Origin of the sequence: Rhizobium halophilum (genome assembly GCF_021648825.1) — a bacterium.
Classification (GTDB): Bacteria; Pseudomonadota; Alphaproteobacteria; order Rhizobiales; family Rhizobiaceae; genus Neorhizobium; species Neorhizobium halophilum.
The window spans coordinates 295,233-317,701 of sequence record NZ_JAKJHS010000003.1; the positions used below are offsets into that span (position 1 = coordinate 295,233).

The 22,469-nt window shown below is 61.1% G+C and carries 16 protein-coding genes; 7 read left to right on the forward strand and 9 right to left on the reverse strand.

What is annotated here, in order from left to right; translation table 11 throughout:
- Nucleotides 1-57 precede the first annotated feature (57 nt).
- A complete protein-coding gene (locus LXM96_RS09055) occupies nt 58-1,092 on the forward strand; it encodes an aspartate-semialdehyde dehydrogenase (protein ID WP_239998131.1) in 1,035 nt (344 codons plus the stop codon).
- Nucleotides 1,093-1,244: 152 nt separating this feature from the next.
- Nucleotides 1,245-2,057, forward strand: a complete 813-nt coding sequence (locus LXM96_RS09060) for a lytic murein transglycosylase (protein WP_239998132.1) — start codon at nt 1,245-1,247, stop codon at nt 2,055-2,057.
- 17 nt (nt 2,058-2,074) lie between these two features.
- On the opposite strand, the gene LXM96_RS09065 is transcribed toward LXM96_RS09060, so the two are convergent.
- A complete protein-coding gene (locus LXM96_RS09065; protein WP_239998133.1) occupies nt 2,075-2,752 on the reverse strand; it encodes a carbonic anhydrase in 678 nt (225 codons plus the stop codon).
- Between the two features lie 55 nt (nt 2,753-2,807).
- Complete coding sequence (gene pdxY / locus LXM96_RS09070) at nt 2,808-3,674, reverse strand: pyridoxal kinase PdxY (protein WP_239998134.1); 867 nt, start codon at nt 3,672-3,674, stop codon at nt 2,808-2,810.
- A gap of 175 nt (nt 3,675-3,849) precedes the next feature.
- On the opposite strand from pdxY, the gene LXM96_RS09075 reads away from it, so the two are divergent.
- Entirely contained in the window at nt 3,850-8,625 is a 4,776-nt protein-coding gene (locus LXM96_RS09075; RefSeq protein WP_239998135.1) for an NAD-glutamate dehydrogenase, read from the forward strand.
- Nucleotides 8,626-8,677: 52 nt separating this feature from the next.
- Entirely contained in the window at nt 8,678-10,042 is a 1,365-nt protein-coding gene (locus LXM96_RS09080; RefSeq protein WP_239998229.1) for an MFS transporter, read from the forward strand.
- Here the strand turns inward: LXM96_RS09080 and purH are convergent.
- The 4 genes from purH to htpX form a co-directional block, all read right to left on the reverse strand.
- Nucleotides 10,039-11,655, reverse strand: a complete 1,617-nt coding sequence (gene purH / locus LXM96_RS09085; protein ID WP_239998136.1) for a bifunctional phosphoribosylaminoimidazolecarboxamide formyltransferase/IMP cyclohydrolase — start codon at nt 11,653-11,655, stop codon at nt 10,039-10,041. The two genes, LXM96_RS09080 and purH, sit on opposite strands and share 4 nt — an antisense overlap.
- Nucleotides 11,656-11,727: 72 nt before the next feature.
- Nucleotides 11,728-13,407 carry a heparinase II/III family protein gene (locus tag LXM96_RS09090; protein ID WP_239998230.1) on the reverse strand — a complete coding sequence of 560 codons (1,680 nt, stop codon included), beginning with the start codon at nt 13,405-13,407 and terminating at the stop codon, nt 11,728-11,730.
- A gap of 100 nt (nt 13,408-13,507) precedes the next feature.
- Nucleotides 13,508-14,914 carry an RsmB/NOP family class I SAM-dependent RNA methyltransferase gene (locus LXM96_RS09095; RefSeq protein WP_394801925.1) on the reverse strand — a complete coding sequence of 469 codons (1,407 nt, stop codon included), beginning with the start codon at nt 14,912-14,914 and terminating at the stop codon, nt 13,508-13,510.
- Nucleotides 14,905-15,864 (reverse strand): zinc metalloprotease HtpX, encoded by a 960-nt coding sequence (htpX, locus tag LXM96_RS09100; protein ID WP_239998138.1) that lies wholly within the window; start codon nt 15,862-15,864, stop codon nt 14,905-14,907. Before htpX ends, LXM96_RS09095 begins: the two co-directional genes overlap by 10 nt.
- A 96-nt stretch (nt 15,865-15,960) precedes the next feature.
- Here htpX and LXM96_RS09105 point away from each other — a divergent pair, with 96 nt between their 5' ends.
- A complete protein-coding gene (locus LXM96_RS09105; RefSeq protein WP_239998231.1) occupies nt 15,961-16,179 on the forward strand; it encodes a DUF1674 domain-containing protein in 219 nt (72 codons plus the stop codon).
- A 51-nt stretch (nt 16,180-16,230) separates the two neighbouring features.
- Nucleotides 16,231-16,671, forward strand: a complete 441-nt coding sequence (locus LXM96_RS09110; RefSeq protein WP_239998139.1) for a thermonuclease family protein — start codon at nt 16,231-16,233, stop codon at nt 16,669-16,671.
- A gap of 49 nt (nt 16,672-16,720) precedes the next feature.
- Here LXM96_RS09110 and acs read toward each other — a convergent pair whose 3' ends face one another.
- Nucleotides 16,721-18,673 (reverse strand): acetate--CoA ligase, encoded by a 1,953-nt coding sequence (gene acs, locus LXM96_RS09115; RefSeq protein WP_239998140.1) that lies wholly within the window; start codon nt 18,671-18,673, stop codon nt 16,721-16,723.
- Between the two features lie 219 nt (nt 18,674-18,892).
- Here acs and LXM96_RS09120 point away from each other — a divergent pair, with 219 nt between their 5' ends.
- Entirely contained in the window at nt 18,893-19,603 is a 711-nt protein-coding gene (locus LXM96_RS09120) for a DUF1013 domain-containing protein (RefSeq protein WP_239998141.1), read from the forward strand.
- Nucleotides 19,604-19,657: 54 nt separating this feature from the next.
- On the opposite strand, the gene LXM96_RS09125 is transcribed toward LXM96_RS09120, so the two are convergent.
- Both LXM96_RS09125 and LXM96_RS09130 read right to left on the reverse strand, forming a co-directional pair.
- Nucleotides 19,658-21,595, reverse strand: coding sequence for a propionyl-CoA synthetase (locus tag LXM96_RS09125; RefSeq protein WP_239998142.1), 1,938 nt, complete (start codon nt 21,593-21,595; stop codon nt 19,658-19,660).
- A 90-nt stretch (nt 21,596-21,685) separates the two neighbouring features.
- Nucleotides 21,686-22,345 (reverse strand): YggS family pyridoxal phosphate-dependent enzyme, encoded by a 660-nt coding sequence (locus tag LXM96_RS09130; RefSeq protein WP_239998143.1) that lies wholly within the window; start codon nt 22,343-22,345, stop codon nt 21,686-21,688.
- Nucleotides 22,346-22,469 lie beyond the last annotated feature (124 nt).

Genomic DNA, 22,469 nt, shown 5'->3' on the forward strand with positions numbered 1-22,469 from the left:
TTGTCCGCGGGCTTCCCCCTCAACGATCGAGGAGAGACAGAAAGAGAGCAAAAGATCATGGGTTTCAAGATTGCAGTCGTCGGAGCAACCGGCAATGTCGGCAGGGAAATGCTGAACATTCTGGCCGAACGCGATTTCCCTGCCGAAGAAGTGGTCGCACTTGCCTCCGCCCGATCGCAGGGGACGGAAGTGTCCTACGGTGACAAAACCTTGAAGGTCTCCAACCTCGAGAACTACGACTTCTCCGACACAGATATCTGCTTAATGTCGGCCGGCGGCGAGACCTCGAAGAAGTGGTCGCCGAAGATCGGCGCCCAGGGCTGCGTCGTCATCGATAACTCTTCTGCATGGCGGTACGATCAAGAGGTTCCGCTCATAGTTCCGGAAGTGAACCCAGACGCGGTCGAAGGCTTCCGCAAGAAGAACATCATTGCCAATCCCAACTGCTCCACCGCGCAGCTGGTTGTGGCGCTGAAGCCGCTTCACGACTTTGCCAAGATCAAGCGCGTCGTCGTCTCGACCTACCAATCTGTATCTGGCGCCGGCAAGGAGGGCATGGACGAGCTCTTCACCCAGACCCGCGCCGTCTTCGTGGCCGATCCGGTAGAGTCGAAGAAGTTCACCAAGCGTATCGCCTTCAACGTGATCCCCCATATCGATAGCTTCATGGAAGACGGCTACACGAAGGAAGAATGGAAGGTCTTGGCCGAAACGAAGAAGATGCTGGACCCGAAGATCCGTGTGACCTGCACCGCAGTCCGGGTCCCCGTATTTATCGGTCACTCAGAGTCGGTCAACATAGAGTTCGAGAATGAGATCACTGCCGATCAGGCGCGCGACATCTTGCGTGACGCGCCCGGCTGCCTCGTCATCGACAAACATGAGAACGGTGGTTACATCACGCCGATCGAATGCGCGGGTGAGGACGCGACCTACATCTCCCGCATCCGCGAAGATGCGACTGTCGAAAATGGCCTCAACTTGTGGGTCGTATCCGATAACCTACGCAAGGGAGCAGCCTTGAACGCGATCCAGATCGCCGAACTGCTGCTCAACCGCGGCCTCATCAAGCCGCGCAGACAGACAGCCTGAATCTTGTTGATTGAGCCGGCGCCAGCAATGGCGTCGGTCGCTTCTCCTCACGAATAATTCAGTCCCTCTGAGTTGAAGCCCCTGATACGAGTCCCATAAAGCTTCATTTGAACCAGAACCGGGCGTAGCGCCCATTGGAAGCGGATTGTTCTATGTTGAAAACCCTGCGCGCCACGACCTTCGTAGCGGCTCTCACCTCCATGGCGGCACCGGTTGCGGCTGCGCAATGCGGCAATGACAGCAGCGGATTCAATGCTTGGATGCAGGCGTTCAAGCCGCAGGCAGTTGCCAACGGTATCTCGCCGCAAGTTGTCGAGCGGGCGTTTGCCAATGTCTCCTATAACCGCGATACCATTCGCGCGGATCGTGGCCAGAAGAGCTTCAAGCTTTCCTTCGATCAGTTCATGGAAAAGCGCGGCGGTGCCACCATCATCGCGCGGGGCAAGAAGATGAAGAATACCCATGGCCAGTTGTTGGCGTCGATCGAACGCCGCTACGGGGTACCAGCCGGTCCGCTGCTCGCAATCTGGGGCATGGAAACCGGCTTTGGCAGCTTCCTCGGCAACCAGAATACACTATCTGCGGTCGCAACACTGGCCTATGACTGCCGTCGCTCAGACTACTTCACCGAACAGCTTTACGCCGCGCTGACCCTTGTGCAACGCGGCGACTTGAGCCCGTCCGACAAGGGCGCGGCACACGGTGAAATCGGCCAGACGCAGTTTCTTCCTGCAAACGTGGTTCGCTACGGCGTCGATGGAGATGGTGATGGTCACGTTGATCTCGTCCGATCACGCGCGGACGCCCTCGCATCTACGGCCAACTTCCTCGTCGGCCACGGCTGGCGTGCCGGCGCTGGTTATCAGCCGGGCGAACCAAACTATGGTGCGATCCAAGGCTGGAATGCTGCCACCGTCTACCAGCAGGCGATCGCCCATATTGGTGCAGCAATCGACGGCGGCTAAGCCGTCCACCGCGTTTCCTAGGCGGCAGGTTCGGAATCTGCCGCCGCCGGATTGCGATCGGACGGTCTGGCAAAGTCGCCAGTCGCCCCGTCCATCACCCAAAGCTCGCCAGTTGAGATGTCGAACCAGGCGCCGTGAAGCTGAAGCTTTCCTTGGTCTTCCAGCGCGCGCACGTAAGGGAACGTGCGCAGGTTGCTGAGCGAATTGCGGATGGATACACGCTCCAATGCCGTCTGTCGCTCGCTCTGCGTCATCAGGTCGTTGCTCTGTATCTGATCGGCAGCAGGTCGAACCAGTCCCATCCACTTCCCGATGAAATCACCCGGCGAGAGTGGCTCCATGTTCGGATCCAGCGCTGCCTTGATGCCGCCGCAACGGCCGTGGCCCATGACAACGATGTTTTCGATCTTCAGCGCCTGCACCGCAAATTCGATTGCAGCCGACGTTGCGTGATATTGGTTGTCCGGCTCATAGGGCGGAACCATGTTGGCCACGTTGCGGACCACGAATAGTTCTCCGGGACCGCAGTCAAAGATCGTCTCGGGCGCCGCGCGGGAGTCACAGCAGGCGACGACCAGCGTGTGCGGGCTCTGCCCTGCCTCCGCCAAGCTCCGGTAGCGGTCACGCTCATCCGTATAACGGCCGCTCATGAAGTTGTTGTACCCGTTCAGGAGGCGCTCTGGAAACTGTTGCATGGGTTCACTCTTTCCCTAGGGTTCTCGTACTGACCGGTCGACCAGCTGTCGTCTATCATCGCACACGCTGAAGCGGGTGTATGAGGCGGCGCATCTGCACCATCGCCATCGGTGTTGTCAGGCTGCTCGCATCGGTCTCGAGCGTAAGCTCGTCGCTTCCGCGCTTTGCGGTGCGGGCAAGAATTTCGTAGACGCTGGCGGTCGCGAGCTGAAGCGCCCGCTCCTCATCAGCGCCGGTCATCAATCGCGCCAGGAAGAGGGCCGAGAGCAGGTCGCCCAAGCCGTTGGGCGGATTGTCGATCAGCCGGTGTTCGGCGAGCAGCGCGTGCGTCCCGCTGAGATAGAGATTGCCGGTCCCCCCTGCCATCATAGGCACGGCGGAGGTCACCAGCATCCGCGACGGTCCGAGCGCAAGTGCGGCTTCCATGATCGCGGTGTTGCTTTCCAGTTCGCTCCCGGCAAGCCAGGCAAGCTCGTAGCGGTTTGGTGTCGCGATATTGGCAAGCGGTATGAGCTCTTCTCGGATGGCCTCGGCTGTCGCCTGGGGGACGTAGAGGCCGCCCAGATCACCCATCACCGGATCGCAGACATAAAGAAGATCCGGATTGCGCTCCTTGAGCGCCCTCACCAATCCGGCCACCGCCTTCGGCTGCCGCTCGTTCCCGAAATAGCCGGTCAGCACCGCCTTCACCTCTGCGCCCCATCGGGCGTGGATCAGGTCGTCAATGACTTTATCGAATTCGTCGGCTGCGAAGGTGAGGCGGGTTGAGGGACCGTGACCAGGATGCCAGGGCAGAACGACCGTCGGCAGCGCCCAGACCGGAAACCCCAGCGTCTCCAGTGCGAAGACAGCGGCGCGATTGCCAACGGAGCCACGAACGACGTGACTGGAGATGACGATGACGGCGCCGGGAGTGTCCATGTCTGCGTTTCCGTTTCGGCTCGCTTGATGGTTTTTTCACGGTCGCTTGTCAATAACCCTGCTCCATATGGATAGCTGAAGCAACGGGTCTTAGGGTCAGGCATTTCCCTGATGACGCGACAGTTGACGGATCGATCACGGCGACATCATGTTGTCGCCGAAGCAGGAGATGGACATGGCAAGGCAGAACCCCAAGCGAGACAAGCAGATCGAGAACGCGCGGAAGATTGCAGCCCAGAACTCCAAACCATTCCTCGATCCGTCAGTCCTATTTGGCCGGGCAAGCAACGACGACCTGGAAAACTATGCTCCAGATATGCTGGCCGCCGCGGCGGTGTATGCCAGGGAACGGCTCGACAGCTGGACGCGCATTCGCTCTTCGGTGACTCTGGAGCCCGTGGAAGGCGTCAAGCCAGAGGGTCAGGCGGTGCATGTCCTGACGGTGATCGATCGCAACATGCCTTTTCTCTTCGATTCCGTTATGGGAGAGGTGACGGCAAACCATCGGGACCTCGCTCTCGCTGTCCATCCGATCCTGCTCCTTGAGCCGGGGAAGGAGCCCGTCCTGCGGACTGGTGATCATCCGGGTGATCCGTCTCATCACGTCAGCTTAATCCAGATCCACCTACCTCCGCTTTCGGCGAGCGAAGCCGACAATCTAGTAGCCCGCATCCAATACGTGCTTGACCAGGTGCATCTCGCGATCACCGATTGGCGCCCGATGCTGGATCTCCTCCAAGGCGCGGCCGACCAGCTTCGGACCTCCGCCAGCAGGAGGAAGAGCGACCGCGACGAAGCGCTCGCCTTCCTCGAATGGCTGCGAGACGACAATTTTACCTTCCTCGGCATGCGCGAATACATCTATTCCGGCAAGGGGGCGAACGCTACGGTAGAGCGCAGCAAAGGCAGGGGTCTCGGCATCCTGTCGGATCCGGACGTTCTGGTCCTGCGCCAGGGTAAGGACGCAGTGACCACGACTCCCGAGATTCTCGAGTTCCTCGACGGTCCGGATTTCCTCATCGTCACCAAGGCGAACGTGAAGTCCGTGGTCCATCGCCGTGCTTACATGGATTATGTCGGCATCAAGCGCTTCGACGCTGACGGGAAGGTGACGGGCGAGCTGCGCATAGTCGGGCTCTTCACCGCCACAGCCTACACCCACTCGGTCACCGACATTCCGCTGCTGCGGGCGAAGACACAGCGGGTGGAGGAACAGTTCGACTTCGACCCGAACAGTCACTCGGGCCGCATGCTCGCCAACACGCTAGAGTCATACCCCCGCGACGACCTCTTCCAGATCGAGGTCCCGACGCTGGCGCGCTTCTGCGAGCAGATCATGGAGCTCAGCGAACGCCCACGCGTGCGCGCGCTGCCTCGCATCGATCACTTCGACCGCTTCGTCTCCGTCATCGTCTATGTGCCGCGCGAGGATTACAATTCGCAGGTACGTGAGAAGGTGAGCGATTACCTGGCACAGGTCTATGAGGGCCACCTCTCTGCCTATTACCCGGCATTTCCCGAAGGCGGCGTTGCCCGGGTCCACATCATCATCGGTCGTCGCGGCGGCCGCACGCCGCGCATTCCCCAAGCGAAACTTGAGGAAGCGATCCGCGCCATCTCCACGCCGTGGGAGCAGAGTTTCGCGGCTCTCGCGGACGAGCAGATCAAGCTCTCCGTCAACAAGGCCTTTCAGGAAGCCTTCGCACCAGAGGAAGCCTATGCAGACCTGCAAAACATCACCGCCTGCGCGAATGGCGAATCCATCCGGATCGCTCTCTACACAAGGCCGGAAGACGCCGCAGACACGCTGCGCCTGAAAATCTTCCATCAGCCGGAACACCTCTCGCTGTCGCGACGTGTCCCGCTGCTGGAAAACCTCGGTTTCCGGGTCGTCAGCGAGCAGACATTCGACATCGAGGTTGAAGGGCAGGACCTGAATCCGGTCGTGCTGCACGACATGGAGCTCCAGTTACGACACCAGTCGCCATTCACGCTCGAAGACGATGCAGCGCGGCTGCAAGAAGCCTTTCTGGCCGCCTTCAATGGCCTTGCCGACAACGACTCCTTCAACCGGCTCGTCCTTCTCTCGGGCCTTACCACGCGTGAAGCGACGGTTCTGCGTGCCTATGCCCGCTACCTGAGGCAGGCCGGCATCGTTTATTCACAGGCGCTGATCTCCGATACCCTTGCCAGGTATCCAGCCATATCGCGCGCCATCTTCCACCTGTTCCAGGAGAGCTTCGATCCGTTGCTGGGTGACAAGGCCCGGGCAAAGAAGATTTCCGGCCGGCACGAAGAGCTGGAGAAGGCACTGGCTGGCGTCCCGAGCCTCGACGACGACCGGATATTCCGCCGCTACATCAACGCCGTAGATGCCACGCTTCGCACCAACTACTTCCAGCGGACCGAAGTCGGCCTCCCACGGGCCAACCTTGCTTTCAAGTTCGATCCGAAACTCCTCGATGGCCTGCCCCAGCCGCGCCCCTTCCGCGAAATCTTCGTCTACGGCACTGAAGTCGAGGGCGTCCATCTGCGCTTCGGCAAAGTGGCACGCGGCGGTCTCCGCTGGTCGGACCGTGCGGAGGACTATCGCACCGAGGTGCTTGGCCTGGTAAAGGCCCAGCAGGTGAAGAACGCGGTGATCGTGCCGGTTGGCGCCAAGGGCGGCTTCGTTCCGAAAGCTCTGCCGGAAGTCGGTTCGCGTGAGGAGATCTTCGTCGCGGGCAGGGAAGCCTACAAGACCTTCATCCGGACCCTGCTCTCGATCACGGACAATATCGTGGACGGTGAAGTCGTCGGACCGGAGAACACGCTTCGCGTCGACGGCGACGACCCATACTTCGTCGTCGCAGCCGACAAAGGTACCGCCACCTTCTCGGACACCGCCAACGCTCTGGCTCAGGAGGCGGATTTCTGGCTCGATGATGCCTTCGCATCCGGCGGCTCCGCCGGCTATGATCACAAGAAGATGGGCATCACCGCGCGCGGTGCCTGGGAAGCCGTCAAGCGGCACTTCCGCGAGATGGACATCGACATCCAGACAACGCCGTTCACTGTCGCAGGCGTCGGCGACATGTCCGGAGACGTCTTCGGTAACGGCATGCTGCTGTCGCCGCACATCCGCCTCCTGGCAGCCTTCGACCATCGCGATATCTTCATCGACCCGGATCCCGACACGGCCCGTTCCTTTGCCGAAAGGGAGAGACTCTTTGGCCTGCCGCGTTCCAGCTGGAAGGACTATGACCGCAGCTGCATGTCAGAAGGCGGAATGATTATCTCACGCACAGAAAAATCCGTGAAACTGACGCCGCAAGCGATGGCTGCAATCGATATCGACAAGGACGTGGCAACGCCGTTTGAAATCATGGCGGCAATCCTCAAGAGCCCGGTCGACCTTCTCTGGTTCGGTGGCATCGGGACCTATATCAAGGCCGCGTCTGAGACTGATGCGGAGGTTGGCGATCGGACAAACGACCCGATCCGCGTCATTGCCACCGACGTGCGCGCCAAGGTGATTGGCGAGGGTGCCAATCTGGGTGTCACCCAGAAGGGGCGCATCGCCTATGCGCTGACAGGCGGGCGTCTCAATTCGGACGCCATTGATAACTCGGCCGGCGTCAATTCGTCTGACGTTGAGGTGAACATCAAGATCGCCTTCAGTTCAGCGATGCGCTCCGGCCGCCTTACTCGCGAGAAGCGCAACCAGCTTCTTTCGTCGATGACGGACGAAGTTGCCGCCCTCGTTCTGCGCAACAACTATCTCCAGACGCTCGCGATTTCGCTGACGGAGCGGGAAGGCGTTGCAAACCGTGAGGAACTGTCCCGGGTCATGTCGGTTCTGGAGGCGCAGGGCCACTTGAACCGTACGGTCGAGACGTTGCCGAGCGACATCGAGCTCGCCGAGCGTTACCAGGCGGGCAAGCCATTGACCCGTCCAGAGATCGGAGTACTTCTTTCTTACGCCAAGATCACGCTGTTCGACGAGATCTTGGACAGCAGCCTGCCGGACGACCCTTACTTCGCCGAGGTGCTGAAGAATTACTTCCCCGCCAAGATGCAAAAATCCTTTGCACCCGACATTGAGGGGCATCGGCTGCACCGTGAGATCGTCGCCACCGTGTTGGCGAACGAAGTGATCAATCGAGGAGGGCCAGGCTTCGTCCAGGCGATGATTGACGTCACCGGGGCATCACCGGCGGACGTCGTGAAAGCAGCCTATATTGCGCGCGATGGCTTCGAGCTGCCGCATCTCTGGTCAATGACCGACGGCCTTGATGGCAAGATATCCGGCGAGACGCAGAACGACCTCTATGCCAGAATCGGCGACATCTTCGCCGACGCCACGCGCCTGGTGTTGAGGACCCACACCGGTACTGCATCGATCGAGAGCAGCACCAAGGCTATTAGGGCGGGAAGCAAGAAGCTCAGGAGTGCGCTCTCGGGCCTCGGCCTCGGCTCGGACCTTCGCGAGCTCGCCATGGAGCTTGAAGCGGCAGGCGTTCCCGCCGATCTCGCGGCAGAGGTAAGCCGCCTGCCGACCCTGGTCCTCGTGCCGGAACTTCTGATGATTGCCGAAAGCACAGGCTGTGACCTCGGTCACGTCGCACAGACCTATTTCGCAGCCACCGACACCTTCCGCATCGACCGGCTGCTTTCGCTCGGCGAAGCGATCAGCCCGTCGGACCATTACGAAAGCGTGGCGCTTGACCGGAACCTGGCACAGATGTCGTCAGCCCGTCGGGATATCGTCTGCTCGGCGCTTACCTCGCATGCCAAGGAGAAGAAGCCTTTGGAAGCCTGGTATGGTGCCAAGCGCCAGCAGGTGAACCGCCTCGTCAACGAACTCCTCGTCCTCAGCGAATCGACGGACTTCAATCTGGCGAGGCTTTCCGTTGCCGCGGGCCTTCTAGAGGATCTGGCGGCGCCGGTACCTCAAACATCTACGCCATGATCCGCAGGGGGATGCGCCGTTGACGATCCTGACTACGCCAGATGCCTCGCCAATGGCCGCCCCGCAGCGTGGCATCTGGGGTTGGATGCTGTTTGACTGGGCCGCGCAACCCTTCTTCACGGTCGTCGTCACCTTCGTGTTTGGCCCCTATTTCGTCGCCCGCCTGACGGAAGACCCAGTTTCCGCCCAGGCGGCCTGGGGCAATATGGCGACGATCTCGTCGATCGTCATTGCGCTTTTGTCGCCGGTGCTTGGTTCGATCGCCGATCAGTCCGGCCCTCGCAAACCCTGGATTGCTGCCTTTGCCGCCGTGAAGATCGTCTGCCTGTCTCTGCTCTGGCTGGCTGCTCCTGGATCGCCGATGATCTGGCCGCTCCTGCTGATGATCTTTGCCTCGATCGCCGCGGAGTTCTCCATCGTCTTCAACGATTCGATGATGCCGCGCCTGATTGGTCCGGATGACGTCGGCAAGGTCTCTAACACCGCCTGGGGACTAGGCTATCTCGGCGGCATGCTGGTGTTGATCCTGGTGGTGACGCTTCTGGCCGGCAGGCCGGAAACCGGCCTTACCCTGCTCGGCATAGAACCTCTCTTCGGCCTTAACCCGGCGCAAGGTGAAGACGCCCGCATCGCCGGCCCCATTGCCGCCGGATGGTACTTCCTGTTCATCCTGCCGATGTTCTTCTTCACGCCGGATGCGGCCAAGGGCCTGCCGATGGCGAAGGCAGTGCGTTCCGGTCTGACCGAACTTCGCGGCACCCTTGGGGACCTCAGACAGCGCCGGGGAATCTTGAAATTCCTGGTTGCGCGCATGCTCTATCAGGATGGCGTTAACGGCCTGCTGATCCTGGGCGGCGCCTTTGCGGCCGGCATGTTCGGCTGGGCGACGATCGAGATCGGGGTCTACGGCATTCTCTTGAACGTGGTCGCGATCTTCGGCTGCTTCATCGCCGGTCGCCTCGACGTAAGGCTGGGTTCGAAGGCCGTGGTGCTGATCAGCCTGATCCTGCTCCTGACGGCAACGGTCGGGATCATCTCCACCGGTCCGGGCTTCGTCTTCTTCGGCCTGATGCCGCTCGGGCTGGAGGACAGCGGCGGCCTCTTTGGAACGGCTGCCGAAAAGGCCTATGTCCTGTTCGGCCTGCTGATCGGCATCGCCTTCGGCCCGGTCCAGGCCTCGTCGCGTTCCTACCTCGCGCGCAGCGTCAGCATTGCCGATGCCGGCCGCTACTTCGGCATCTATGCACTGTCCGGCCGGGCGACGAGCTTCATGGCCACGCTGCTGTTTTCGCTTGTCACCTATGCCAGCGGCTCTGCCCGCTTCGGCATGGCAACACTCATCCTGTTCCTGCTGAGCGGCCTTCTGCTTCTGCTGCGCACGCCCTACCCGGCCAACGCTCCGCCAGCCAGGACCTAGTGGCGGAAGTGCCGCATGCCCGTGAACACCATGGCCACGCCATGTTCGTTCGCGGCGTCGATCACCTCTTGGTCGCGCATGGAGCCACCCGGCTGGATCACTGCAGTGGCACCTGCAGCAATGGCTGAGAGAAGCCCGTCGGCGAAGGGGAAGAAAGCTTCGGACGCAACGGCCGAACCTTTGGTCATCGGCTCGGCCCAGCCCATCGCCTTGGCCGCCTCTTCCGCCTTGATGGCGGCGATGCGGGCAGAATCGATGCGGCTCATCTGTCCGGCACCGATCCCGGCCGTCTGGCCGTCCTTGGCGTAGACGATCGCGTTCGACTTCACGTGCTTGGCCACCTTGTAGGCAAATTTCATGTCTTCCAGCTCGCGGTCCGTCGGAGCGCGCGCTGTGACCACCCGCAGGTCAATATCCTCGATCATGCCGTTGTCGCGCGTCTGCACCAGAAGTCCGCCGGCAACCGTCTTGGCCGTGATGCCGCGCGAACGGGGGTCGGGCAGCCCGCCCGTTTCAAGCAGGCGCAGGTTCGGCTTCTTCGCGATCACGGCCTTCGCCTCTTCCGAAACCTGCGGCGCTATGATCACTTCGGTGAAGAGCTTTACGATCTCCTCCGCCGTCTCCGCATCGAGAAGCTGGTTGAACGCAATGATGCCGCCGAAGGCCGACGTCGAGTCACAGGCAAGCGCCCGCAGATAGGCGTCCTTCAGTGTCGGCCCTGTAGCGACGCCGCAGGGATTGGCGTGCTTGATAATCGCGCAGGCTGCGCCTTGGTCTGACGAGAACTCGCCAATCAGTTCGAATGCGCCATCGGTATCGTTGATATTGTTGTAGGAGAGCTGCTTGCCCTGCAGGAGCTTTGCCGTTGCGACCCCAGGGCGGTTTTCGCCGGTAACATAGAAGCCGGCTCTCTGATGCGGGTTTTCGCCGTAGCGCATCTCTTCCCTGAGGATACCGCCAATTGTGCGGTAGTGCGGGATCTCGATGTCGAGCGCTTCGGCAAACCAGTTCGAGATTGCCGCATCGTAGGCCGCCGTGCGCGCATAGGCTTTAGCGGCGAGCTTCTGCCGGAAGGCGTAAGCCGTCTGGCAGTCATTGGTGCGCAGCGCCTCGATCAGGGCCGGGTAATCCGTAGGATCTACCACCACCGTCACATAGGCGTGGTTTTTCGCCGACGCGCGGATCATTGCCGGACCGCCGATGTCGATGTTCTCCACCGTGGTGGGATAATCGCCGCCGGCCGAGCGAACCTCCTCGAAGGGATAGAGATTGATGACGGCAAGATCGATTCCCTCGATCCCATGCGTCTTCATCGCCTCCACGTGGTCGGCATCATCGCGAATGGCCAGTAGACCGCCATGGACGTTCGGGTGCAGCGTCTTGACGCGACCGTCCATGATCTCCGGGAATCCAGTAACCTCCGAGACGTCCGTGACGTCGAGACCTGCAGCAGCGATCGCCTTGTGCGTGCCACCGGTCGAAAGAAGCCGGACGCCTTGCGCCGAAAGAGCCTGTGCCAATTCGACGATACCGGTTTTGTCAGAAACTGACAGCAGCGCGGTGCGGATCTTGATCTGGTCAGGGGCGGGAATCTTCTTGGAAACGACGGCCATCGGATGCTCCTTGAAACGGTGCGGCAGGGGCTTTGGCGCCGCGTTAGCACAGCTTCCGGAAGGAAGGAACGCCTATTCCATCCGCTTCAACATCCAGCGGATCTCGGAAACCTCCGGCGGCGAGAAGGCGATGACGATTTGCTGGCTGGAGCGGAAGCCGGAGGCATCGGCAAAGAAGATGTCCTCTTCGATCGTGGGCGTTAGGCCAGGAGCGCTGAAAGTCCAGGCCTCACCGTCGGCCGCCACCATCAGCACCGTCTCCTCGTCCTGCCGGGAAAGAGTGATCGATGGGTGAATGTGAAATCTCGCTACCGCCTCTACAGGACGCTGCCCGCGCAGCCCTTCCGGCGAAGAAAGCATGTCGTGGCCCTTAATCTTGTTGCCGCTGTTGTTGAGGCCGATTTGCCGTTCGTGGACATAGCCAAGGCCGCTGAGATAGCCATCGTGAACCGACCTGAGCCAGTCATTGCCGTGCTGGTCATTGGACCGCTCCACCTCGATGACCGTGGCGCCGGCGAGAATGCTGGCGCGGCAGAAATACGAACGGATCATCCGGCTTGAGGATGTCTCGTCCACCGTGACGGTCGAATGTGCGGCCGTGGACCGCGCGACACGGCGGAACTCACGCGCCGCAAACTTTGGCGAACCGCTGTTCACGATGAAGCGATTACGCCCGGAAGACATCTCGAATGAGAGACAGCCGGCATGGGCGCGCTGGGAGAGCTCGGCTCTCAGCGGAACGCCCGTATCCACAATGATCGTCGTGCCGCTGGCTGAAAGCCGATGATAACGCGCATGGGGAAGCGATTTGGACGGCTGACCGCCGGTCTCGTCATACCGTAGCACTGACATCAGTTCGCTTGCCGGCGTCGACGTCGCGCCATTGAAGAGCGCCAGATCTCCGTCCTGATGGCGGAAGAAGCGAAGGGCGGGATACATCCGGTCGATCGTCGGGATGAGCTTCGACGGCACATCATGACCAAGATTGATATAGGTCTGGCGTAGCGGCAGAAGATCAAGCAGCAGATCTAGGATGGCGCGCGGATTTCGCGATACATGCGCTCCGTCGGCCAGGATCTGCCGCTCCAGTTCACGATCCAGCCGCTTTCCCTCGCGCTTGATGAAGGCGTTGCGGGTGGGCATGGAGACCGAGGCCATGGCAAGAGCGATGCGGATCCGCAACCGCGTCTCGTCCTCCGGCAGCCCACGCACAATTCGTCGTAGATAGCGCACCTGATACGTTAGGCTCTTCATGAAGCGCCGGTAGAAACCCGCTTCCGCCCCCTGCAGCACGACGGTTGAGTGGGAGAGCCAGGCAATCACCCGCTCGGCAACCACATTCGGCTCCCAACCCACGCCCCACGGACGACGGCCATGCAGCGCGATCCAACTCGCAACGATGGAGCGGCAACGGGCACAAGCGGGCTCCGTGCGCTGCGCCCGGATATGGCGGAGCCAAGCGAAGGAATGCAGCCGCTCCGAGAGCGCTCTTGAGGGGTGTTCTACGGCAAAGGGCGACAGGCCTTGGGTGTCCAAGGAGGTGCCGGCAAGAGGGAAGCGGCCGAAGCCGATTTCTTCGGCGACAAAAGGGTCCACCGCCCGGAGGTCAGACGGGGCAACCAAAAGCCGATCGGGCACATGGGATGAAAACGGCGTAAGCGCGAGCCGCAGGCCGGCCGTCCGCCGATAAAAGCGACGGCAGGCCTCCCGCAAGCCGAACGACATCAGTGTTCGGCGATCCGCGAGCTGCATTGCCAATTTTGGACACTCCGCGGAATTGAACAACCGCCCCACGAGCGGGCTCACCCTTTAGCCAATTCGAATACAATCGGTTGTCAGGGTAAAGAAATTCTTAGCGGCGCCGGAGCACGCAGGCGAAGAAGCCGTCCATGCCACCGGAGAACCCTTCGCTCGGCGACAGCATAGCCGGCGTTGTTCGGAACTCGCCCTGTGCCGTGATGGCCTGTTCTAGCCCGGGCCAGAGCGCCACATCGACCGGCACCCGCTCGAGAGTTGGATCCTCCGCTAAGAGGTCTGCCACCAGATCCTCGCCCTCCAGCGGATCGAGCGAGCAGTTGGAGAAGACAATCAGCCCGCCGGATTTCACCAGCGTCACCGCATGCCGAAGCATCTTGGCCTGCAGCGCTGCAAGCTTAGCGACGTCCTCCGGCCCCTTGGTCCAGAGGACGTCCGGATGTCGCCTCGTCGTGCCGGTGGACGAGCAGGGTGCATCGAGCAGCACGCCATCGAGCGGGGGGTCCGGCCGGAAATCGAAGAGATCCCCCTGCACCAGCTCCGCCTTCAAGCCGAGCCGTTCGAGGTTCTCCTTTAGCCGCGTCATGCGGTTCGCGGATTGCTCAACGGCGATCACCTCGGCGCCCGCAGCAATCAGCTGTGCCGTCTTGCCGCCGGGCGCGGCGCAAAGGTCGGCGATCCGCTTGCCCCTGATATCGCCGAACAGCTTTGCCGGGATACTGGCCGCCACGTCCTGGACCCACCATGCACCCTGGTCGAAACCGGGCAGGGACGCGACAGATCCCTCAAAGGAGGGCAGGCGAAGGCTGCCCGTCGGCAGACGCCGTGCCCCCATCGCCTCGGCCCACTGCTCCGGGTCGCCCTTTGTCGTGACGTCGATCGGCGGCGGCGAAAGCTGCGCCTCTGCGATATCGCGTGCATCATCGGCGCCGTAGGCAGCCGTCAGACGCTCCATGTACCAGCCTGGAACCGGCGAAACCTGCGCGATCTGCTGCAGAACCGCTTCCTTCTCCCTCACCAGCCGGCGCAACACGGCATTGACCAGCTTGGCGAACCGCCGATTGCGCGGATCGCGGTTCGCCTGCTCAACGGCCAGGTCGACGGCAGCATGGGAGGGGATGTCGAGGTAGAGGATCTGCCCGGCGGCCACGCAGAGAACGTGGTGGAGCGGGCGAGCGCCCTGCGGCAGCGGCGACTCCAGGAGAGACGCAAGCGCCGCTTCAATGCGCGGCAGGTGGCGCAGCACGCTGAGAAGGATGGCGCGGGCGAGGGCGCGATCCTGATCGTGCAACTGCTTATAGGCGGGATTGCCATGAACCGGATCGAGGATCCCGTCCAGCGAGATCTTCCTGTCAACCACCGCCGCCAGAAGCTTGGCTGCGGTGGCGCGGACCTCAAGCCCGGCCTTGTCGTCGTGAGCGGGTCGGGCAGGGGCCTTCGGTCGTTTGGCGGATGCTGTGTGCTTGAACGGCTTCTTGTTCTTTTTAACTTGGTTCAAGACCAGGGTCCCTTGCGCGGCTCGGATGGGCCGCGTCCCCAGCCGGTATTAGGAACGGAGCGCGCGGTGCGCGTGGATTTAGCAGCACGGAAGCCCTGCGTCGACCCGCCGCCGATTTCGCCAGACATCTGCTGCAGGGCGGCGATGCGGTTTTCCGTGTTTGGATGGGTCGAGAACAGATTATCCATCCGCTCGCCGGACAGCGGATTGATGATGAACATGTGCGCCGTCGCAGGATTGCGCTCCGCGTCATCGTTATGAATCACCTGCGCGGCACCGGCGATCTTGCCGAGCGCGGAGGCAAGCCACATCGGATTGCCGCAGATTTCCGCGCCCCGCCGGTCGGCGGAGTATTCCCGGGTCCGGCTGATCGCCATCTGCACAAGCATGGCAGCCAGCGGCGCAACGATCATCGCGACAAGCACGCCGACGAATCCGAGCGGATTGTTGTTGTCGCGATTGCCGCCGAAGAAGAAGGCGAAGTTTCCGAGCATGGAGATCGCACCCGCGAGCGTCGCCGTGATCGTCATCGTCAGCGTGTCGCGGTTCTGGATATGCGCGAGCTCATGCGCCATCACCCCCGCCACCTCCTCCGGCGTCAGCCGCTGGAGAAGTCCCGTGGAGGCCGCGACGGCCGCGTTCTCCGGATTGCGGCCGGTGGCGAAGGCGTTCGGTTGCGGGTTATCATAGACATAGACCTTCGGCATCGGCAGCCCGGCATTGGCGGAAAGCCGCCGCATCATCTGGTGGAGCTCCGGCGCATTCGTTTCGTCCACCGGCTGCGCCCGGTAGGCCGACAGCACCATCTTGTCGGAATTCCAGTAGGAGAAGAGGTTCATGCCGGCAGCAAAGACGAGCGCAATCATCATGCCGGCGCGGCCCCCGATCAGAAATCCGACGCCCATGAACAGGGCCGTCATGAAAGCAAGAAGCATGGCGGTACGAACTGAGTTCATCGTCGGTCTCCAAATGGCTTTATTGCCGGAGTTGAACGCCCTATGATGTGGTCTATCGACCATTTCTTTTCAATATTCCGCACGGCGGAGTGAATGATGCAGAACCCCGACAACGACAACAGCCACATTGCAGAAGACGAGTCGGCAGCTAAGAAACCGCTTTCGCCGGCGGCCAAACGCGCTCTGGAGGAAGCGGAGCAGCGCCGGCAGGCCGAAAAGCAACAAGCGATGCCAGCAGAGATAGGAGGTCGCGGCGGCGCCGACCCGGCCCGCTTCGGCGACTGGGAGATCAACGGCCGCGCCATCGACTTCTAGAGGCTGAAAATCCTATTGACTCGTCGCATGAAAAGGAATTTATTCCTCTTCATGCGAATCACGGTCATCCTCATTTCGGTATTTTTCGGCGCCGGCAATGCGCAAGCCGCCGCACGCGACGAAATCTCCGGTCCCGTAGAGGCCGAAATCCTTCGCGTCATTGACGGCGACACGGTGCTCGTGGAGGCGCGTCCCTGGCCGCAGCAAAAGGTCGAGGTCTATGTCCGCATTCGCGGCATCGACACGCCGGAGATGAAATCGTCCTGCCAAAGCGAACGCGATGCGGCGCAGGCGGCGCGTCAGGCGCTGGAGCTTCTCGCAGCGTCATCATCAACCGTGAAGCTCAGCCGAATTAGCGGTGACAAGTATTTTGGTCGCGTCGTGGCGGATGTTACTTTGGCCGGAGGCGAGCAGCCGGCAGAGCATTTACTGCTCGCAGGACTTGCAGTGAGCTATGACGGAGGCCGGAAGGCCAAGCAGAACTGCAGATAGCGTGAAGAGATCGGGGCCGCCTCCCGTCGGAAGCGGCCCCGGAACTCGATCAACCAGCCTTGTTTTGCCGGTTTTCGATCAAGTCGTCGACGACGCCTGGATCGGCGAGCGTCGAGATGTCACCCAGCGCCCCAAAATCGTCTTCCGCGATCTTGCGCAGGATGCGCCGCATGATCTTGCCGGAGCGGGTCTTCGGCAGGCCCGGCGCGAACTGGATCTTGTCGGGCGTCGCGATCGGGCCAATTTCGGTTCGGACATGCTTGATCAGCTCCTGGCGAAGCGCATCGTCGCCCTCATTGCCGGACATCAATGTCACATAGCAGTAGATGCCCTGTCCCTTGACGTTGTGCGGGTAACCAACAACCGCGGCCTCGGAGACCAGGTCGTGCGAGACGAGCGCCGATTCGACCTCCGCCGTACCGAGCCGGTGACCCGAAACGTTGAGAACATCGTCCACGCGACCGGTGATCCAGTAGTAGCCGTCTTCGTCGCGGCGGCACCCGTCGCCGGTGAAGTACTTGCCCTTGTAGGTGGAGAAATAGGTCTGAATGAAGCGCTCGTGGTCGCCATAGACCGTCCGCATCTGCCCGGGCCAGGAATCGGCAATGCAGAGGTTACCGTCAGCCGGCCCTTCAAGTACGTTTCCGTCGTTGTCGACCAGCTGCGGCTTGACGCCGAAGAACGGCACGGTTGCGGAGCCCGGCTTCAGGTCCGTCGCCCCCGGCAGCGGCGTGATCATGTGGCCACCCGTTTCCGTTTGCCACCAGGTGTCGATCACGGGGCAGCGGCTGTCGCCCACGACCTTGTAGTACCACTCCCAGGCTTCCGGATTGATCGGCTCGCCGACAGTGCCGAGCAGCCTAAGGCTAGAGCGCGAGGAGCGCTTCACGTATTCGTCTCCAGCCCCCATCAACGAGCGGATCGCCGTCGGTGCGGTGTAGAAGATGTTGACCTTGTGCTTGTCGATCACCTCCCAGAATCGCCCCTGGTCGGGGAAGTTCGGCACCCCCTCGAACATCAGCGAGGTCGCACAGTTCGCCAGTGGACCGTAGACGATGTAGGAGTGACCGGTCACCCAGCCGACATCCGCGGTACACCAGTAGACGTCCCCATCGTGATAGTCGAAGACATATTCATGGGTCATCGCTGCGTAGACGAGGTAGCCCCCGGTCGTGTGCAGCACACCCTTCGGTTTGCCCGTGGACCCCGAGGTGTAGAGAATGAACAGCGGGTCCTCCGCCTTCATCTTCACCGGTTCGCAATGGCCCTTAACGCTGGCGATCTCCTGGTGATACCAGAGGTCGCGGCCAGGCGCCCAATTCACCTTGCCGCCGGTCCGCCGGACGACGAGCACGTTGTTGACGGTCGCATACTGGCGCGCGGCGATATGGATCGCCTTGTCTGTGTTCTCTTTGAGCGGTACCGGCTTGCCGCCGCGCACGCCCTCGTCACAGGTGATCACGAAGCAGGACTGGCAGTCGACGATACGGCCGGCCAGCGCTTCCGGTGAGAACCCGCCGAACACGACGGAATGTACCGCGCCGATACGCGCGCAAGCCAGCATCGCATAGGCCGCTTCCGGGATCATCGGCATGTAGATCGTGACACGGTCGCCCTTCTTGACCCCGTGCTTCTTCAGGACATTCGCCAGCCGGCAGACCTGATCATAGAGCTGGTTGTAGGTGATCTTCTTGTCGATGTAGGGATTGTCGCCTTCCCAGATCAGCGCGGTGCGCTCACCATGGGTCTTCAGGTGGCGGTCGATACAATTGTAGGAGACGTTGGTCAGTCCATCCTCGAACCACTTGATCGAGACCTTGCCCCTGAAGGAGGTGTTCTTGACCTTTGTGTATGGCTTGAACCAGTCGATCCGCTTGCCGTGCTTGCCCCAGAACTTGTCGGGATCTTCGATGCTCTCTTCGTACCACTTCTCGTATTTGTCCTTGTCGATCAGCGCCATGCTCTTGGTGGCACGTGACACAGGATAAACCTTCTCGGACATGGTCTCCTCCCCACTACGTCGCGAAAACCGGACCATAGGATCCGGATCATGATCTCTTCATATCAGGTGAAACCGGACCATCAATTAGACAAATGGTTCATGCTGCGCGATATTTGCAATCCGACCAATTTCCGGTTATAGACGCGTCGAAATCCCGGAAATAGTGGTTAATACCCACGGCCCGCGACACCGGCGCGGACGGACAGAGGAACTATATCCATGGCTCAACAATTGCTCATGCCGAAGGCGACGGCGGTGTGGCTGGTCGACAACACGGCACTCTCCTTCGACCAGATCGCACAGTTCTGCAAGCTACACCCCCTGGAAGTGAAGGCGATCGCTGACGGCGAGGCCGCCCAAGGGATCAAAGGTCTTGACCCTATTGCCACGGGTCAGCTTTCGCGTGACGAGATCCAGCGCGGCGAAAAGGACGTGAATCATAAGCTGAAGCTGCAAGAGCCAAAAGTTCGCGTTCCGGAATCCAAGCGCCGCGGCCCCCGCTACACGCCGGTCTCCAAGCGCCAGGACCGTCCGAACGCAATCCTCTGGCTTGTCCGCAACCATCCGGAACTCAAGGACGCGCAGATCTCGCGACTCGTCGGCACCACCAAGTCGACAATCGAGCAGATCCGCGACCGGACCCACTGGAACTCTGCGAACCTGACGCCGATGGACCCGGTAACGCTTGGCCTGTGCAGCCAGATCGATCTGGACCTGGAAGTCGAGAGGGCCTCCAAGGGCCGTCCGTTGCCGACCATGGAAGAAGCGGGGGCCACGCTTCAGTCTGCCACAGAGACAGAGAACCTCGGCTTCGACTACCGTAGCGAGCGCGAGGAAGAAAAGGAGATGGATGCCGACGCCGTCTTCGCCAAGCTGAGCTCCTTGAAGTCCACGCCACGCGACGAGGACGATGAAGACAGCCGCTATTGAGCGGCCGAGACATCTACAGATGCAGGCCCCGGCTAAAGGCCGGGGTTTTTCGTTTCAGGCACTTTCTTTGACGCCACCTGGCGCACAAGCGTTGCCGCGCCGTTGCAGGATCTCGAGGATCTCATCGAGGATAGCCGGATCATCGATCGTTGGCGGCATGGTCCACGCCATTCCATCGGCGATCTTCTGCATGGTACCGCGCAGGATTTTGCCGGAGCGTGTCTTGGGTAGGCGCTTCACCACCATCACCATCCGAAAGGCCGCGACAGGCCCTATCTCGCTGCGCACCAGATCCACCACTTCCCGCTCGATGGCCGCTTCATCGCGGGAAATGCGGTTCTTCAGCACCACGAATCCACACGGTACCTGACCCTTCAAAGGATCGGCCACGCCGATGACCGCGCATTCGGCGACATCCGGATGCATGGCACAGACCTCTTCCATTGCACCGGTGGAGAGACGGTGGCCAGCGCAGTTGATGATGTCGTCGGTTCGCGCCATCACCGAGATATAGCCCTCCTCGTCCATCACGCCGGCATCTGCGGTCTTGTAGTAGCCTGGGAACTCAGTGAGGCAAGCCTGCCGGAAGCGGTCGTCCGCATTCCAGAAGCTGACAAGGCATCCCGGCGGCAACGGCAGCTTCACCACGATGTTGCCGAGCATTCCCCGTGGCACCGGTTGGCCCTCGTCGTCGAGGACATCCACCGCATAGCCTGGCATCGGATGCGTCGGCGAGCCGGCCTTGAAAGGCAGGAGGCCGAGACCAAGCGGATTGGCAACCATAGGCCAGCCCGTTTCCGTTTGCCACCAGTGATCAATAACGGGCACCTGTAGTACCCGCTCGGCCCACTTCAGTGTTTCGGGATCGGCCCTCTCTCCCGCTAGAAACAAAGCCTGTAGCCCCGAAAGATCCTGGTTGCGAACCAGATCACCCTCCGGATCGTCGCGCCGGATCGCACGGAACGCCGTCGGCGCCGTGAACAGCACCTTCACGTTGTAGTCGGAGATCACCCGCCAGAAAGTGCCTGCGTCCGGTGTGCCAACTGGCTTGCCCTCGAAGAGGATCGTCGCATTGCCGGCGAGAAGGGGCGCATAGACGATATAGGAATGGCCGACCACCCAGCCGATATCGGAGGCAGCCCAGAACACATCCCCTGGCTTCACACCATAAACGTTTTGCATCGTCCAATGGAGCGCCACCATATGTCCCCCGTTGTCGCGCACCACCCCTTTCGGCTGCCCCGTAGTTCCCGACGTATAGAGGATGTAGAGCGGATCGGTCGCAGCGACGGACGCGCATTCCACCACGGTCCCGTTGATCTTCTCGGCCTCCACGGCTTGGCGGAAATCCACGTCGCCATGTTCGTAACGCAGTGGCGCATGCAGTTCGTCCCGCTGCAGGATCAGGCAAACGTCCGGTTTCGTCTTCGCCATATCGATGGCGTGGTCGAGCAGGGGCTTGTAAGGCACGACTTTGCCCGGCTCCAGGCCACAACTGGCACTGATCACCACTTTGGCGCAGCAGTCATCGATGCGGGTTGCAAGTTCATGGGCTGCGAAGCCGCCGAAGACGACGGAGTGGACGGCACCGAGTCGTGCGCAAGCGAGCATGGAAAACACGGCCTCTGGAACCATCGGCATGTAGATGATTACCCGGTCGCCCTTGCCGACGCCGTGGTTGCGCAGAACCGCCGCAATCGCCTGCACTTCAGCCAGCGCCTCGTCATAGGTGAAGCGAGCTTTCGCACCATTCATCGCGCTGTCGAAAATCAATGCCAACTGGCCTCCGCGACCTTGTTTCACGTGGCGGTCGAGGCAGTTGAAGCATGTGTTTGTCTCGCCTCCGACAAACCAGCGCCCATAGACGCCTTGATCACCGTCGAAGACTTTGTCGATCGTCTTGAACCATGTAAGACCGTCGGCGGCATTCCGCCAGAACGCCTCGGGATCGTCCTGCCATTCGGCATAGACCTCAAAGTATTTGCTCGGCATCTGCTCCTCCCAAAGTCCCAGCGCAGCCATGAGACAGTCTTAGGATGAGGCAGTTTGGCCTGGAAAGCCAGACTTAAGGGCTAGGCGGAGCTAGCGTTTGCCAAAGATGGCGGAGCCGACACGGACACTGGTGGCGCCGAACTCAATGGCTGTCTCGAAATCGCCGGACATACCCATGGAGAGCTTGTCCAACCCGCATTCCATGGCGAGCTTCGCCAACAGGGCGAAATGCGGCCCCGGATTCTCTTCTGCCGGCGGAATGCACATCAGTCCCTCGATGGAGAGACCGAGTTCGTCGCGGCACATACTGACGAAGTCACAGGTCTCCTTCGGCGCAATCCCCGCCTTCTGCGGCTCAAGGCCCGTATTCACCTGGACATAAAGTCGTGGCGTCCGGCCCTGTTTTCTCATCTCGTCCGCCAGGACGCGGGCGATCTTCTCCCTGTCGACTGTCTCGATTACATCGAAAAGAGCCACTGCATCCGCTGCCTTGTTCGACTGCAGAGGCCCGATCAGGTGCAGTTCGACGGCGGGAAATTCATCCTTCAACACCGGCCATTTGTTCTGGCTCTCCTGCACCCTGTTCTCGCCGAATACCCGTTGGCCCGCCTGGATAACCGGCCGGATGGTGTCTGCATCGAAGGTCTTAGACACCGTGACTAGGGTCACCGAACCGGCTGATCGACCCCCTCTCCGTTCCGCTGCCGCCACGCGTCCGCGAACCTCCGCCAATCTTTGCTCGACAGTCATGACATCCTTCCTTCGAAATCAGGTGATGGCTTACCCGTCCGGACGCGACGTGCCAAGTCGGCTTCCGCCGCAAGCGATTCTCCTTGGCCCTGTAAAACTTGACGCTTGAAGCCATTCATGGTGA

Bases quoted from the DNA above. Each gene is read 5' to 3' on its own strand.
- LXM96_RS09055 (WP_239998131.1), top strand. From the start codon at position 58: ATGGGTTTCAAGATTGCAGTCGTCGGAGCAACCGGCAATGTCGGCAGG.
- LXM96_RS09060 (WP_239998132.1), top strand. From the start codon at position 1,245: ATGTTGAAAACCCTGCGCGCCACGACCTTCGTAGCGGCTCTCACCTCC.
- LXM96_RS09065 (WP_239998133.1), bottom strand. From the start codon at position 2,752: ATGCAACAGTTTCCAGAGCGCCTCCTGAACGGGTACAACAACTTCATG.
- pdxY (WP_239998134.1), bottom strand. From the start codon at position 3,674: ATGGACACTCCCGGCGCCGTCATCGTCATCTCCAGTCACGTCGTTCGT.
- LXM96_RS09075 (WP_239998135.1), top strand. From the start codon at position 3,850: ATGGCAAGGCAGAACCCCAAGCGAGACAAGCAGATCGAGAACGCGCGG.
- LXM96_RS09080 (WP_239998229.1), top strand. From the start codon at position 8,678: ATGGCCGCCCCGCAGCGTGGCATCTGGGGTTGGATGCTGTTTGACTGG.
- purH (WP_239998136.1), bottom strand. From the start codon at position 11,655: ATGGCCGTCGTTTCCAAGAAGATTCCCGCCCCTGACCAGATCAAGATC.
- LXM96_RS09090 (WP_239998230.1), bottom strand. From the start codon at position 13,407: ATGCAGCTCGCGGATCGCCGAACACTGATGTCGTTCGGCTTGCGGGAG.
- htpX (WP_239998138.1), bottom strand. From the start codon at position 15,864: ATGAACTCAGTTCGTACCGCCATGCTTCTTGCTTTCATGACGGCCCTG.
- LXM96_RS09105 (WP_239998231.1), top strand. From the start codon at position 15,961: ATGCAGAACCCCGACAACGACAACAGCCACATTGCAGAAGACGAGTCG.
- LXM96_RS09110 (WP_239998139.1), top strand. From the start codon at position 16,231: ATGCGAATCACGGTCATCCTCATTTCGGTATTTTTCGGCGCCGGCAAT.
- acs (WP_239998140.1), bottom strand. From the start codon at position 18,673: ATGTCCGAGAAGGTTTATCCTGTGTCACGTGCCACCAAGAGCATGGCG.
- LXM96_RS09120 (WP_239998141.1), top strand. From the start codon at position 18,893: ATGGCTCAACAATTGCTCATGCCGAAGGCGACGGCGGTGTGGCTGGTC.
- LXM96_RS09125 (WP_239998142.1), bottom strand. From the start codon at position 21,595: ATGCCGAGCAAATACTTTGAGGTCTATGCCGAATGGCAGGACGATCCC.
- LXM96_RS09130 (WP_239998143.1), bottom strand. From the start codon at position 22,345: ATGACTGTCGAGCAAAGATTGGCGGAGGTTCGCGGACGCGTGGCGGCA.